The organism is Abyssicoccus albus (assembly GCF_003815035.1).
Classification (GTDB): domain Bacteria; phylum Bacillota; class Bacilli; order Staphylococcales; family Abyssicoccaceae; genus Abyssicoccus; species Abyssicoccus albus.
The window spans coordinates 331551-347044 of sequence record NZ_RKRK01000002.1 but is presented as its reverse complement, the minus strand read 5'-3'; the positions used below and the strand labels follow the sequence as shown (position 1 = coordinate 347044).

The window sequence follows — 15494 nt, the reverse complement described above, 5'->3', positions numbered from 1 at the left end:
GACCACTATGAATAATATATCATACCTTTAATCTTCGATAAAGTTTTACTGTGATGTAGGTAATGACTTAATATCTTGAACGACTATTTGTTCACGTCCATTGCGCTCTTGCTTTTTACCATAAATAATCATAATTTGTTCATCCAAATATTGTTTTATGTTGAAATATTGATCTGGAAAAACCACACCATCAATCGTCGTTACACCGTCATATAACTCAAGAAAGGCCATTTCACGGTTGTGCTTTGTTGTGATGACTTTGCACTGCTCGACATAAACAATGAATTCACTTACTGTGTTTATTTCTACCTCGGTAATCAACGGAATGCCTCTTTCTCTCCTGAAATCGTCATAGAGTTCTACAGGATGACTCGATACATAAATGCCTAATACTTCAATTTCCTTATTCAATTTTGTTGCATCATCCATATTCGAGCCTTTAATATAATCTTTTTTGGGTGTAAATACTTGATTAAAATAGGAGTTTTCATTGACTTCAGAGCCAATACTCATCGCATGATCTAATGACCTTAATAAAGTTGCTCGATCGACACCAAATTCATCCATTGCACCTGCATAAATTAATGATTCATATACACTTCTTGATATTTTAGATGCTTTCAATCGACTTGTAAAATCAAATAAATCACGATATGTACCACCTTGTTGACATTCTTTAATGATATCCTTCGCTACATTAGGTCCGACATGCTTAATGACTTTAAGTGGCATACGAATACCATCTTTTACAGTTGAATAATAATATGTGGAATAACTCACAGATGGTCCATAAATTTTTAATCCTAATGATTTTGCTTCTTGTAGCAAAATCATCGTTTTATTTGTGTCGTTTGTGGCTAAATTTAACGCTTCTGTATAAAAAGCATGTGGATGATGAACTTTCAAATAAGCAAGTTGATAAATTATTTTACTATATGCGACAGAATGACTTTTGTTAAAGCCATAGTTTGCGAACTTTTCAATCAAATGATATATTTCGATTGCCAATGATTCATCATAACCATTGGCTACAGCCTGTCGAACGAACGTCTTTTGATAACTTTGAAGTAAGGTTTTATTCTTCTTACTCATTGCTCGTCTTAATAAGTCCGCTTCAGCATAATTGAATGCTGCGATTTTATTAGCAATTTGCATAATTTGTTCTTGATAAACAATAATGCCTTGAGTCTCCTCCAGGATTAGCTTTAGATCATTATGCAGATATTCAACTTTTGAAGCATGATGTAATCGCTCCGAGAACGTAGTAATTTGTTCCATCGGTCCTGGCCTAAACAATGCAATGACAGCTACGACATCACTAAATTGCTTTGGCTTAACCTGTTTTAATGCCGCTCTCATCCCGTCTGATTCAAGTTGGAATACCCCCATCGTTTTTGCATCCGCAATGAGTTCATACACTTTTGAATCTTCCATATTCATTTGATTTAATTTAAATGAATGATCATATTGATTCACTTTATCAACTATACGATGGAGCATCGTCAAATTTTTTAGCCCCAGTATATCAATTTTTAGCAGTCCTGCTTGCTCTACTTCATTCATATCCCATCCGGTTGTTAACGCATCATTTTGTATTAGTAGTGGTGTGAATTTAATAATTTTTTCACCTGTGACAACGACACCGGCCGCATGAGTCCCAGTATTTTTGGGAATCCCTTCTAGTGATTGTGCGATCGTAAACCATTGATGTATCAATTCATGCTCATTCATCCACTGAACAAATGATTCCTTCTGTAACAAATCACTGACTTTATTCACTTCGTCCTTATTGATCCATTTTACAATCATATCGACATCTTGTTTAGATAGCTTTAGAATTCTAGCGATTTCTCTCGATATCCCTTTTAACGTTAAATGGGTATACGTGACAATGTTCGCAACGTGTTGTTCTCCATATCGCTCAACGATATAATTTACCACTTTTTGTCGATAACGATCTTCAAAGTCGATATCAATATCAGGCATTGTGACACGTTCTTTGTTTAAAAAACGCTCGAATAACAACTGATGTTCCAGTGGATCAACTTGAGTAATTCCAAGGGTGTAACATACTAATGAACCTGCACTGGAACCACGACCAGGTCCAACATAAATATGATTCTTCCTACAATGTGCGATAATATCATGAACAATTAAGAAATAATCACTAAAGCCCATCTCACGAATGACTTCTAGCTCATATTGTAACCGTTGTTCATAGTCTTCATTCCAAAATGGCATTTTATTAATATAATGTTTTAGTAAAACATTTAATGCTTCATCACTTGTCTCATAAGGGTGGAATTTGAAGCTAGGCAAGTGTTTCTCATCGAACGATAAATCTACTTTACATAACTGTTCAATTTTCTCTGTCATATTAATCAATTGTCCATGATCCACATCGTGAGCTTGAATTATTTTATGCATATGATGCAAAGAAGTATGTGGATACTTTACGACTACATCGTGATAGCTCATATGTTCATCCATTGCTGCTAATGCTTTTAGTGCATTTTGATCAGCATCATCTAAATACCTACAAGTTTCCACATAGATTTTCTCAAATGCATCTGTTTTTGAAAGTTGATCTATATAAATATAATCACTATCGATTTGTTGTAACATTTCACTACAAGATTCTGTCGCAAGACGAGCGACAATAACAATTTCATCTGCAATTTTTTGAAGCCATTCAATTGGGACAACTTGTAATTGTTCAGTATTCACACGACTTGTTAAGTACATCAAATAACGAAAACCTTTATTAGACTTAGCATAGAGTTGACATTCAAAATCATCGATGCCATCTGAAATCCAAATCGTGATGCCGTAAATTGGTTTTATATCATGATCTATACAACGATTTCTCAGTTTCAACGCGTAATGAAATGAGTATTCATCCGCAATGGCAACACTTGTATATCCGTTCTCTTTCGCATATTCTACAATTTCATCAATCGATAATGTTGATTTCAATAATTCAAAGTGGCTTCTAACATCTAATATGAACATGTCATGACTCCTTTCAGCAATCTATTAAAAATGAGACATGGTAATAAACACCTAACTTTAAAACATTTACTCTTAAGAATGCTCCTCTAAAGCATCATTGAGTTGATTTAATACGTGATTTACCTCTTCAAAATTATATATAGTCGCACCACTTGCTTGAGGATGACCTCCGCCATTAAACGCTTCAGCTACAGTGTTAATGACTACATCTTTCGAACGAATATTCACACGAATGATGCCTTCATCACGCAATTCAGTAAAGAGCACCCAAATTTTAACACCTTCAATACCACTCATAATATTCACGTATTGACTTGATTCTTTAGGATCAAACTGATGTGACTTCATCTGTTCCTCTGTTAATTGAACATAGGCAATATGATTGCGATACAATTTAATGTTTTCAATAAAGAAACTTTGTAACTTCAATTGTCCAAATGGTTTTTCATACATCTCATTTAATAATTGTTGATGATCCAGTCCTGATTCTAACAACTTTCCTGCAAAATTTAATGTCTGTGATGTCGTATTATTATACATAAATCGCCCCGTATCACCGACCATACCAATATATAAATACTTCGCTAATGTTTTTGAGTAATCGAAATGATTAAAATCCCAATAATCGAATAAAGTCATTAAAACTTCACATGTACTAGAACATTTTGTATCTACATAATTTAATTCACCATATTGTTCGACAATTGGATGATGGTCAATCTTAATCGACTCCCCAATTAGCTCTTTATTGGGGTGGTCAATTCGGTCATAATTTGAAGTATCTAAAATAATATGAAGACTTTCTTTCAAAGTAGCTTCATCGACCGAATCCATCTTTCCGATAAATGATAATGAATCTACATCCTCTCCGACTGTAAAAACTTTTTTGCTAGGAAATTGGTTCAATATCATTGTCTTTAATCCAAGTTGAGAACCAACTGCATCTGGATCAGGCCTGACATGTCTAGCAATCACAATCGAATCATTTTTAACAATTTTATTAAGTATTTCATTCTTCAATCCATTCATAAATTATACCGTCCTCATTCTATTATTAATTTTATGTTATATTATGTTATAATATTTTTTATTATTTGTATTAATTCTATATATAAAAAATAGTGATTAGAAATATATACTATATTATTATCATTAAATTGTTAATAAATAAATCCAATATCAATTAACTTGAATTAGTGCAATATATTTAAGTTTATTCATATTAATTATATTAGATATGATTTATAGGTTACATCTATTATCTACTATTTAATCATAATGTATTTTATGATCTATATAAATTTTTAAATGTTTTTTGGAGGCTTATAACTATGGAAGTAACACCAGTATTTGCAGCATTTATAATCACACTGATGTTTATTGCGTTATTTTTTACTATTTTGTACAAAGTTAAACAAGTCAGAACAAGACGTGATGTATTAAAAGCCTATTATCGTAGTATTTATCATATGTGTTTAGGGGCTTTAATGATTACCTTTGCGATCGTTCAGCTCTCTTTATTTAAAGGCATTGCCGTATACATTATTTGCGCTATATTGATTATATATGGAGCATTTATCGTATATCAATTTAATATACGTAGAAAGTATTTCAAAAATAATCTTCCAATTGAGGAAGAAGCATATCGTAAAATGGAAACAAAAAAGTATAAAAAGAAATAAGTAATTAAAAAGAGAATTAAAAAATTTAAAATTAAAATTAAAAAGACAAAAATAAAAATAAAAACAAAACAAGTAAATATCCCTATAATATTGGATAATTCTATCGAATATTATAGGGATATTTTAAATTTAAAATATACTCATGACGATATACTTTATTCTTTATAATTACGATTTAAATATCACATATACGAATTTATTGATATTAATAATCGTTAGCCACTCTTACTTAAAACTAACTTGTTCACCCGGTTTCAATATTTGAACTTCAACCTCTTCACTAGTGACAAGTTTACTAAATTCACCAATATCAACTTTAATTGGTGGAAACGTATCGAAATGAATTGGTATAACACGCTTTGGCTTAATCCATTCATTGACCGCATATGCTGCATCTTCAATTCCCATCGTAAAGTGATCACCGACGGGAACAAATGCTGTTGTCACTTGATGATATTCACTAATAAATTTTATATCACTAAATAGCGAAGTATCTCCCAAATGATAAATTACTTCATCTTCAACTATTAATATTAACCCAGTCGGCATTCCAGTGTAATGAATTACACCTTCGTCGTCAGTATAACTTGAACTATGGAATGCTTGTACAAATTTAACACGTCCAAAGTCAAATGCTTTCTCTCCTCCAATATTCATTCCGATAGTATTTTCTACTCCGACTGACTCTAAGTATTGCGCTAGCTCAACTGGCGCGACAACCGTTGCTTTATTATTTTTAGCAATTAAAGCCGTATCACCAACGTGATCGTTATGACCATGCGTCAATATAATAATATCTACTTCCAATTCATCTGCCTTTAAATCTGTCAATTCATTACCATTAATAAATGGATCAATAATGACTTTTTGATCATTATGTTCTATATAGACAATAGAATGACCATGATATGAAACTTTCATTTTTTATTCCTCCTCAAGTTATGGTATTGTGATATTAATGATTTTTATTGATACATATTTAATTATATATTTTATATACCCAAACTTAAAATAATTAAAAGCGAGGCGTTACAAATGACTATGAAAGATATATTTAAAAAATATTTAACCGACGAAACTCCATTAATGTGGATTCAAGATCCTATTAACATATATTATATGACAGGATATCTTGCTAATCCTCATGAACGTCTATTTGCATATGTGTTATCAAATGACGGTCAGGAATACTTAGTTGCACCAAACATGGAGCATATAGATATATCAAATTCACCATTTAATGGCGAACATATCGGCTACAATGATACAGATAATCCATATAAGTTATTACCTTTCGAACTTCCACAATCGATTTATGTCGATAAAGGATATACTACTATGGCACGTATGGAAGAATTAGAAGCTCATGGTGTAACTTCGTTCAAAGCATTAGATCAACTACTAATCGAAAATCGTCAAATTAAAAGAGACGATGAGCTTATGATTATGCGTGAGTCTGCTCAAATTGCTGACGAAGCTATTCAAATTGGTGTCGATTCACTTAAGGTCGGGATATCTGAAGTAGAGGTCATCTCAATCATTGAAAAAGCAATGAAGCAAAAAGGAATTAAACGTATGAGCTTTGATACGATGGTATTATTTGGAGATCATGCAGCAAGCCCACACGGCGAACCGAATGATAGAACATTGCAAGAGAATGAACTTGTATTATTTGACCTTGGTGTTATACATAAAGGTTACGCATCAGATATTACGCGTACAGTTCAATTCGGTAACGTGACTAATCATGCTAAAAAGATTTACAACATTGTGTTGGAAGCACAACAAAAAGCAATTGAAAAAATTAAACCAGGTGTTAAGCTTAGTGAACTAGATCAAACCGCTAGACAACACATCACAGACGCAGGATACGGGAAATACTTTCCACATCGACTTGGTCATGGCATTGGACTAGATGTTCATGAAGCCCCATTTGTCACTGAACATAACAACGACACACTACAAGAAGGTATGGTCATTACGATTGAACCTGGGATTTATATCCCTAATGATGTTGGCGTAAGAATCGAAGATGATATACAGGTCACACAAGACGGCTATGAGTATCTAACAAAATATCCAAAAGAAAAGTTCTAATCTTAATCTTTAAAATAATAATTTAACGAAAGCAGTAATGCAGGGACTAAATCCTGTATTACTGCTTTTATTTAATATTACATGAATCAATTTCATAATTCTCAGCCCTTGTGCCGCAAGGGGTACAAAATATAAAAAAGGGAGCACCTCCCCAAATCCTGTATAATGGTCATTGTCTAAAGAACCATAAAAAGACTGAAGGAGTGCTCCTTATGACCATTATACGACAAGAAAGCTTTTTTAGCATTCAAGAATTATATGACATGGCAGCCGCCCTGATCATCATTCCCCTCGTTGCAGATGCGCCACTGCTGTGGATTGGTTCCATTGTGGCGTTCATTCTTGGACTGAAAAAAATTGAACCTGCAAAGGATGATTATCATGAAAACTAGGTTAAGGGAACTCCGTGCAAGAGAGCGGCTCAACCAGACAGAGCTCGCAAAACTTGCGAAAGTTTCCAGACAGACGATCAGCCTGATCGAACGTGAGGATTATATCCCATCTTTACTGATAGCAAAACGCTTAGCGAAAATTTTCGACGAACCGATTGAAGAGATTTTTATTTTCGAAGAGGAGGAGCTATAAAATGAAACGGATATTAAGATTACTGATGTATTTATTCCTCGGGGCGATTGCGGGGTTGATGCTCAGCATCATAGCTACAGGAACAAGCGATATCAATATGGACAGCATCTACTACTGGATCGGTATGATTTTGTTAACTGTTTCAATCGTACTGGCAGTTGTCAGCATATATTTATACAGACAGCTCAAAACAGTTTCGGGTGACTATACGAAATACATGGACATGGATGCCTACGACATTTACCGCTACAACAAGTACAATGATTTACAAGTCGTCAATACGATGGCGATGATGATGTCGGTAATGTCCCTTGCCATATTTATGATCATTGAATATCATTTTATGTTAATTCTTATTTCAGGTGTCACATATCTGGTTGTGCTGTACTTGACAATTACACAGGCAAGCCTTATAGAACAATTATATCCGGATAGAGATTTACCTAAAGTGGGAGATAAGAAATATGCTGAAAAATTGCTTGCATCAAGTGACGAAGGCGAACGCCACATCATGCTGAACGGATTATATAAAACCCATAATTTCGTTCAGGTGGGATTATTTATGGGGATAGTGATTTTAATCTTCTACTCGATAATTACCGGCGAATCACAAATATTCTCCATAATTTTAATCGGCGTCATACTGATATTATCCCAGTTGAAATATTCATTGGAAATTCGTGAGAAATAATATAATGCTGCTCATTCGGCTTTAAATTCCAAGCTGAGTGAGCAGTTTTTGTTGTGGACTGCTTACTTAAGATGATTTTCTGTGCCAGGTGAGCAGATTTTGTTCCTGCCTGCTCACTTGGGATGATATTGTGAGTCAGGTGAGCAGATTGCGTTTAGATAGGATGATTTTTCATGTTAATTAAACGGAGAATGACTGTAGGCGTTTAGATGGCAGAGATTATGATGCTGACTAAACGTTTGAAGTCTCCTGGCGTTTAGATGGCAGAGATTATGATGCTAACTGAACGTTTGAAGTCTCCTGGTGTTTAGATGGGTTGGATTTTTATTCTATCTAAACGTTTCGACCATGTTTCCGTTTAGATGCAGCAGTTTTTCATCTTATCTAAACGGCAAACATCCAAATAACAAAAAACAGGAGCCCTCATCCCCCATCAAAGGGAACCCGGCTCCTGCTCCAAAATAAATTCTATATTGTAAAGACGATTTTACCCATCATGTCCGCTTTGTCGAGTCTGTCGAATGCCGCTTCGAATTTATCGAGTGGATAGCTTTCATCCATGACCGGCTTGATATTATGCTTCTCGATAAATTTGAGCATTTCCTCAAGCTCTTCTGTACTCGCCATCGTTGATCCTAACAGGTTGTACTGGCCGTAGAAGAATTTTCGCAGATTGAAGTCAACCGTGTCTCCAGCAGATGCGCCGAATGCAACGAGTGTGCCGCCGCGTTTCAGCTGGTCGACGGACTTGTTAAATGTTGCTGCACCGACACTCTCGATAACAACATCGACCTTCTCACCGTCCAGTCCTTCTTCCACTCCGTCCCAGTCAGATTCGCTGTGCATTACTTTATCTGCACCGAGCTCATGTAAAGTATCCATTTTTGAATCATCTCGCGAAGTTACAAACACTTCAGCGCCCGCAGCTTTCGCAAACTGCAGCAGGAATGTACCTGCGCCGCCGGTCGCGCCGGGGATCAATACGGTCATGCCTTCCTTCACTTTCGCTCTTGTAAATAAAGCGCGGTAGGCTGTCATCGCTGACAATGCCAGCACACCCGCTTCTTGCCAGTTCAAATGTCCCGGTTTCGGCAGAACATTTTCTCCCGGCAGTACAATATATTCAGAAAAAGTACCATTGAACGGGAATCCGACAATTTCAAAGCCTTCCGGCGGTGCCACGTCATTTTCTTTCCAGCCGAGCGCCGGGTTGATGATGACTTCGTCGCCCACTTTGACATTGTCCACACCGCTGCCGACTTCTTCAACAACGCCCGCACCGTCTGAGCCGAGCACGAGTGATGAGTCATTTTCATTGTGACGGCCCGGGATGAATAAATCCCTGTGATTCAGACCTGCCGTCTTCAACTTCACTTTTACATCTGTATCTTTTAATTCGTCAATTTCAACCTCGCCATATTTCACGCCTTTTAAACTCTGTTCACCCTGATGATATACTGCTTTCATGAAATAAACCTCCCAGAAATTAATTACTTTACAGGTTGTACTTTATAACCGTCATCTTCCTCAATCATTTGCCAGTTTGATGACAATGCATTACCCAGATCTAACGCATGACTGTCATCCAGCTTCAGACCGGATAATGTAAATTCATCCACCTGATAGTCTTCTTCGGCAATTTTACCGAATTTCAGTTTGATCAAGTTTTTCAGTCCGTTGAAAGTTAAAAACTTAACTTTGTATCCGTCTTCAAGCAACGTCTGAAGCCCGACGGACTCATCCATATCGATCAGCAGACTGAAATCCAGGTTTTCTTTCACTTTTTTAAATTCTTCAATGTCTTTCTCTTTCACTTTCGATAGAATTTCATCGTTACTGTAACCGTAACTTCTTAAATTCTCTATCGCATATGCATCCATTAACGTAATCGAATTCATCTTGCGCCTCCTAATGACATGTTGACCCCATTATAACTGATTTAAGGTTTTATTCCCCGGTAGAAAACTTGCCAGACATTTTCACTGCTTTTCCGGATATATTCAAGGTCGTATAACCCCCTCATCGAGTCGATGCCGTCTATGATCAGGAAGTATGTTTCATAGATCTGCAGGCTGGATAGCGAAGAGTCTATCTCCCCTTCCGCCTTCCCGTCATTTACCACATCGTTAAAAATTTCAAACTGCTTCTTTTCCGATTCCCTGTACTTGCCTAAAGTGTATTCTTCCAGTCCGGCCGGCTGATGTTTTACGAAACGGTAATAAAAGTCATTGTCCGCGTCATCTTCCCCCGCCCCTGGCAGATGTGCGACGTAAAGTGCAGAGAGCTTCTCGACGGCGGACTGGTTTTTATTGTTTAAAATCTCTTTGACAAATGACAGGTACTCATCAAACTCTGCGTCCAGCACGTCTTTGAAGATGGCTGCCTTGCTGGAGTAGTGGGAGTACAGGGACGGCTTCTTGATGCCGACTTCTTCTGCAATCATGGACATCGTCGTCGCTTCATATCCGTACGCTGCAAACTGTAATTTACTCACATTTAATATTTTCTCTTTCGTACTCAATACGTTCTCTCCTTACGTCTCCAGTTTTCTGAATTCTTTTGCTTTGATCAGGACGGTCAAAGTGATGATCAGTCCGATAATTCCGAAGCCGAGCAGTACAAGCTGAATGGAAATGCCGATGGATGTCAGTATGCCGACAATGGCATAGGCGATCGGATCGAAGCCGTTCATAGCTAAAAATATCAGGCTCATGACCCGGCCCATCATTCTGTTTTCTGTTATCTCCTGTGTTGCGGTGAAGAACGGGATGAAGACGAACGACATCGCGAGTCCGATGAAGAACAGCAGTACCGGGAGCACTGACAGACTTTCTACAAAGCTGAAGACGATATAGATGATCAGCGTAACAAGCAGTCCGTATATCGCCACTGCCCCTTTTCTTTTAATGTAATAGCTGCCGAGCACGACTGTTCCAATCAGCATGCCGAGACTCAGACTCATTTCCATGATACTTAAATTGATCGGCGTCCCACCGTACAGGTCCGTTAAAAACGGTACCGCAATGTGCAGTGTGCCGAAGACGAAAAAGTTCAGTGTCACGAGCACGATGATGCCGATGATCAGAAAGTTGGATTTCCTGACGTAGTTGAAGCCTTCTGTGAAATTCTGCAGCGGCGTCTGTTTGACCGTATTTTCAACCGGCCCTTCCTTGATGAGCGGCGGGAAAACGAAGACCGCAGACAGGATGACCAGTATGAAGCCGACCATAAAACTCATCGTCACGGAACCGAATTCCATGATCACGCCTGCAAGCATGGGTCCGAGTAGAAATGAAATCTGATCCACGCCCTGGAAATAGGCATTCGCCTTCTGCAGCTGTCTTCGTTCGACAATTTTCGGAATCATCGATGTACTCGCCGGTCCGAAAAATGCATCGAGCATACCGAACAGCCCTGCGAGTACCAGGAACCAGCCGAGCGTCATGATATCGGTGAATATGAATATCGTAATGAGCGCAAGCAGCACTGCCTGGGTAATGTTCGTACCGAACATGATCGTCGATTTTTTATAATTATCTGCAAGCACGCCGCCGTAGATCATCATCACAAGCCTGGGTACAGTGACCACAATCAGTACCAGCCCGAGCATCTCCGGCATGCCGAGTGTTCTGATGACGTACCAGGACGTCGTGGTCAGGAACATGCTGAATCCCGTCACCGCGAATATCCCGGCAAGGAGCAGCAGCATGTATGTTTTATTTTTAAATATTGAAGTGTGTTGTTCAGTCATAATTTTTTTCCTCTTTCAATTTAGTTACCTATCGGTAGGTAGTATAACATGTTCTTTTATTTCCGACAATAAAAAATCCTTCCGGTTAAAGAAGGATTTTGATATATACGTTTACTCCATCGCGCGGTCCGGTATGACGAACTTCGCACATAGGAAGGCGACGATGATGGCAAGGACGTTCAGACCGAACGCAACCATCGCGGCTCCCGCAATCGACATCGGACCGTCTAGTGCCGTGTACAATGAAATGATGATTGCAAGACCGAACGCCGCACCCAATGTGGATGCCATCTTGAATATCGCAGATGCCACGCCGACTTTTTCAGGCGGTGTTGTAGACACTGCGGTATCCAGCGCCGGTGTCGCAAAAAAACCGATTCCGATGCCGAATAATGCGAATCCGATCAGAGAGCTGATGATGTATGCTGTGTCCCCGAGGAAAGTCAATGATAACAGCAAGACACCCACTGCAAGTATTACAGGTGAAATGACAATCGCACGTTTGGGGCCGTATTTCTCAATGCTCTTCTCGCCGACACGGATTGTAAACAGTATCAACACGACATATGGCAGTGTGATCAGACCGGCCTCGAACGGTGTCAAATCAAGTTCAGACTGCGTGTAGATGTTGAACAGCGCAATGGAACCGACTGTCGTATTCATCAGAAAGTTTGCGATGACAGTTCCGATATATGCTTTATTGGAAAATATGGAAAAGTCGATAAACGGCTGTTTAATCCGATTTTCCACAAAGTAGAATGCGTTGGCTGCCCAGCTTATTTTCCCGTGCTTTACGATTGCGTCAAAGTAGCGTAATTGTTTGATGTCCATAATTCTCACCTCATTTGTATAAATAAAACTTATACTTGAATCAATTTCATAATTCTCAGCCCTTGTGCCGCAAGGGGTACAAAATATAAAAAAGGGAGCACCTCCCCAAATCCTGTATAATGGTCATTGTCTAAAGAACCATAAAAAGACTGAAGGAGTGCTCCTTATGACCATTATACGACAAGAAAGCTTTTTTAGCATTCAAGAATTATATGACATGGCACCCACCCAAAAGTATGCCGCCATCATTGCCGGCATTGATTTGGATATGATTTATCATGCCGTGATGAAGCAATCCCGGTTTGGTGCACCGGAATCCGTGAACCATCCGGCCACGATTACGGCGTATTTGATCCGTTTTGTCGAACGCATCCCGACCATCAAAGACCTGGTGCGCCGGTTGAAAAATGATATTGCGTTTAGAATGGATTGTGGATTCCGTGTCGATGACCCGGTCCCGTCCGAAGCCACATTTTCTCGTTTGACGACGAAATTGAGTGACACCGATATTTTGGAACAGGCCCAGGCATCTGTCATTCGTCAAGCGACCGATGAAGGATTTATCTCAGATGGTACGGTCGCCATCGATGCGACACACGTGGAAGCGCGAGATCAGGCACCCACTGAGAAGGCAACCAAACCGAAGCCAGCCCCTAAGAAACGCGGGCGTAAATCGAAAGATGAACGGGACCAATGGCTGAAAGCGGAAGCTGAAAAAGCTGCCAACCTGCCGCTGTATGAAAAACCCATCGCTGCCCAACTCGATGCCCCTTTGGGAGACTTACGTGATGATGTGCCCCAAGATCCAAAATGGGGCATCAAGAAAAATTCAGAAGGCAAAAATGTGTTCTGGTATGGCTACAAAGCGCATTTGGCGGTCGGTGCAGCCAGTCAGTATATTTTACAGTCCCTTTTTTCCGGAGGGCAGTTAAACGACGGGAAAGCCGCCATCCCGTTACTCAAAGGCTTAGAGGAACGATTGTCATTACCAAATCTGCGCTACCAGACCATGGATGCCGGTTATGACTATACACCGATTTACACCCAAGTCCATCAGATGGGTCAGCAGTCTGTGATTGCCTACAATCGACGGAATGAGCCTGAACCCGATGGTTTCAATCAGCATTTTGCACCGACCTGTGTGCGTGAACATGCCTATCGTTATGACAGCTTTGACACACAGTATGAGACCTTAAAATATACACAGCCGAAAGAATGTAAAGACTGTCCACTAGTGAATGAAGGTGTCTGTCAAAAGGTATGGAAGATCAAAATCACCAAAGATCTCAGGCGGTACACCACCCCGGCCAGAGGCTCCAAAGCATGGAAAACGATTTTTAAACGCCGCACCTCTGTTGAACGGGTCAATGCGTATCTCAAAGAATATTTCCAGCTTAATAACGTCAGATATCGCACAGGTCAACGGGCGAAAGTCCATTTTGATACAGTCGCTCTGATTTATAATGCATCCAAACTCGCCGCCGACCGTATCAATGCACAACTGAATGCTCAAAATATCGCATGATTTCTGCTTTTAAAAATTCAATATCCGAATTCTGTTCGTCTTTGAATTTTTAAAAGGAGCAATTATGAAATTGATTCACATATAGATTAATTATATTTAAAAACGATTTACTACTAAATTCATTTCATTTAAAAATAAAATCTAAAAATTTTACAATTTAATTTTTACATTTATTTTAATAATGATAGAGCGTCGTGATATTCTAAACCTTGATCTTTAGCAACCGCTTCAAACGTTACTTTTCCGTCAAGTACGTTGATTCCTTTAAGCAATGATTCATTTTCTAAACATGCCTTTTTATACCCTTTATTTGCAATTTGTAATGCAAATGGAATTGTCGCATTATTTAAAGCAATCGTAGATGTTCTGGGCACTGCACCTGGCATATTTGCAACTGCATAGTGAACGATATCATGTTTTACATATGTTGGATCATCATGCGTTGTAATCTTATCAGTTGTTTCAAAGATACCACCTTGATCGATTGCGATATCAATCACAACACCACCTGCGTCCATCTCCTTAATCATCTCTTCGGTAACAAGTTTAGGCGCTTTAGCTCCCGGAATTAATACAGCTCCGATGACTAAGTCACTATTCTTAACAGCTTCGGCAATATTCAATGGTGTAGACATAAGTGTTTGAATACGTGCGCCAAATATATCTTGTAATTGACGTAATCTTGCTGGATTTAAATCAATGACTGTCACATCTGCTTCAAATCCAAGTGCAATTCGAGTTGCTTCTGTACCCGCAACACCTCCACCAATTACTGTAACTTTACCTTTCGTCACACCAGGTGCTCCACCTAATAAAATTCCTTTACCACCGTGAGTACGTTGTAGAAATTGAGCACCGATTTGTGCTGACATACGACCTGCGACTTCACTCATAGGGGTTAATAATGGTAATGAGCGATCTGGAAGTTGAACTGTTTCATATGCAATCGCTGTTACTTTATTCTGAACAAGTGCTTCAGTCAACACCTTCTCAGCAGCTAAATGTAAATATGTAAATAAAATTAATCCTTCTTTAAAGAAACCATACTCTTCTTTCAACGGTTCTTTAACTTTCATAACCATATCCGAATCCCAAGCTTCTTCTTGAGATGATGCGATTGTAGCACCTACAGCAGTATAATCTTCATCATTAAAATATGAACCGATCCCCGCATTTGTCTCTACTTTTACTGAATGACCCGCTTCAATTAAAGCATGAACACCACCAGGTGTTAACGCCACGCGGTTTTCATTATTTTTGATTTCTTTAGGTACCCCTATAATCATAATAATCCTCCTTAAAATAAAAAATTTTTATTCT

At 38.5% G+C, this 15494-nt stretch carries 15 protein-coding genes; 6 read left to right on the top strand and 9 right to left on the bottom strand.

Going from position 1 to position 15494, the window contains the following annotated elements; genetic code table 11:
• Positions 1-45 precede the first annotated feature (45 nt).
• Both EDD62_RS01725 and EDD62_RS01720 read right to left on the bottom strand, forming a co-directional pair.
• Positions 46-3012 (bottom strand): DNA polymerase III subunit alpha, encoded by a 2967-nt coding sequence (locus EDD62_RS01725; protein ID WP_123807299.1) that lies wholly within the window; start codon positions 3010-3012, stop codon positions 46-48.
• Positions 3013-3084: 72 nt separating this feature from the next.
• The gene (locus EDD62_RS01720; protein ID WP_123807298.1) at positions 3085-4041 is read right to left on the bottom strand and encodes a DHH family phosphoesterase; all 957 of its coding nucleotides are present in this window, start codon (positions 4039-4041) and stop codon (positions 3085-3087) included.
• A 302-nt stretch (positions 4042-4343) separates the two neighbouring features.
• Here EDD62_RS01720 and EDD62_RS01715 point away from each other — a divergent pair, with 302 nt between their 5' ends.
• Positions 4344-4694 (top strand): YtpI family protein, encoded by a 351-nt coding sequence (locus tag EDD62_RS01715; protein ID WP_077140561.1) that lies wholly within the window; start codon positions 4344-4346, stop codon positions 4692-4694.
• Between the two features lie 225 nt (positions 4695-4919).
• Here EDD62_RS01715 and EDD62_RS01710 read toward each other — a convergent pair whose 3' ends face one another.
• Complete coding sequence (locus EDD62_RS01710) at positions 4920-5615, bottom strand: metal-dependent hydrolase (protein ID WP_123807297.1); 696 nt, start codon at positions 5613-5615, stop codon at positions 4920-4922.
• A gap of 114 nt (positions 5616-5729) precedes the next feature.
• Here EDD62_RS01710 and EDD62_RS01705 point away from each other — a divergent pair, with 114 nt between their 5' ends.
• From EDD62_RS01705 to EDD62_RS01690, 4 genes are all read left to right on the top strand, one after another.
• Positions 5730-6791 (top strand): M24 family metallopeptidase, encoded by a 1062-nt coding sequence (locus tag EDD62_RS01705; protein WP_123807296.1) that lies wholly within the window; start codon positions 5730-5732, stop codon positions 6789-6791.
• A 212-nt stretch (positions 6792-7003) separates the two neighbouring features.
• Positions 7004-7183 (top strand): hypothetical protein, encoded by a 180-nt coding sequence (locus EDD62_RS01700; protein WP_123807295.1) that lies wholly within the window; start codon positions 7004-7006, stop codon positions 7181-7183.
• A complete protein-coding gene (locus tag EDD62_RS01695) occupies positions 7173-7376 on the top strand; it encodes a helix-turn-helix transcriptional regulator (protein ID WP_092984140.1) in 204 nt (67 codons plus the stop codon). The genes EDD62_RS01700 and EDD62_RS01695 overlap by 11 nt, the downstream gene beginning before the upstream one ends.
• Before the next feature lies 1 nt (position 7377).
• Positions 7378-8067 (top strand): DUF3169 family protein, encoded by a 690-nt coding sequence (locus EDD62_RS01690; protein ID WP_123807294.1) that lies wholly within the window; start codon positions 7378-7380, stop codon positions 8065-8067.
• Positions 8068-8535: 468 nt separating this feature from the next.
• Here EDD62_RS01690 and EDD62_RS01685 read toward each other — a convergent pair whose 3' ends face one another.
• The 5 genes from EDD62_RS01685 to EDD62_RS01665 all read right to left on the bottom strand — a co-directional run bounded on the left by EDD62_RS01685 (position 8536) and on the right by EDD62_RS01665 (position 12649).
• Entirely contained in the window at positions 8536-9534 is a 999-nt protein-coding gene (locus tag EDD62_RS01685) for a zinc-binding dehydrogenase (RefSeq protein ID WP_123807293.1), read from the bottom strand.
• Positions 9535-9557: 23 nt separating this feature from the next.
• Entirely contained in the window at positions 9558-9965 is a 408-nt protein-coding gene (locus EDD62_RS01680) for a hypothetical protein (protein ID WP_123807292.1), read from the bottom strand.
• A gap of 41 nt (positions 9966-10006) precedes the next feature.
• A complete protein-coding gene (locus EDD62_RS01675; RefSeq protein ID WP_123807291.1) occupies positions 10007-10588 on the bottom strand; it encodes a TetR/AcrR family transcriptional regulator in 582 nt (193 codons plus the stop codon).
• Positions 10589-10600: 12 nt separating this feature from the next.
• Positions 10601-11818: an MFS transporter gene (locus EDD62_RS01670; protein WP_123807290.1), complete on the bottom strand. Its 1218-nt coding sequence runs from the start codon at positions 11816-11818 to the stop codon at positions 10601-10603.
• A 111-nt stretch (positions 11819-11929) separates the two neighbouring features.
• Positions 11930-12649: an MFS transporter gene (locus tag EDD62_RS01665; protein ID WP_123807289.1), complete on the bottom strand. Its 720-nt coding sequence runs from the start codon at positions 12647-12649 to the stop codon at positions 11930-11932.
• Between the two features lie 166 nt (positions 12650-12815).
• Between EDD62_RS01665 and EDD62_RS01660 the strand changes: the two genes are divergently transcribed.
• Positions 12816-14174: an IS1182 family transposase gene (locus tag EDD62_RS01660; RefSeq protein ID WP_123807288.1), complete on the top strand. Its 1359-nt coding sequence runs from the start codon at positions 12816-12818 to the stop codon at positions 14172-14174.
• Between the two features lie 170 nt (positions 14175-14344).
• On the opposite strand, the gene ald is transcribed toward EDD62_RS01660, so the two are convergent.
• Entirely contained in the window at positions 14345-15460 is a 1116-nt protein-coding gene (gene ald, locus EDD62_RS01655) for an alanine dehydrogenase (RefSeq protein WP_123807287.1), read from the bottom strand.
• Positions 15461-15494 lie beyond the last annotated feature (34 nt).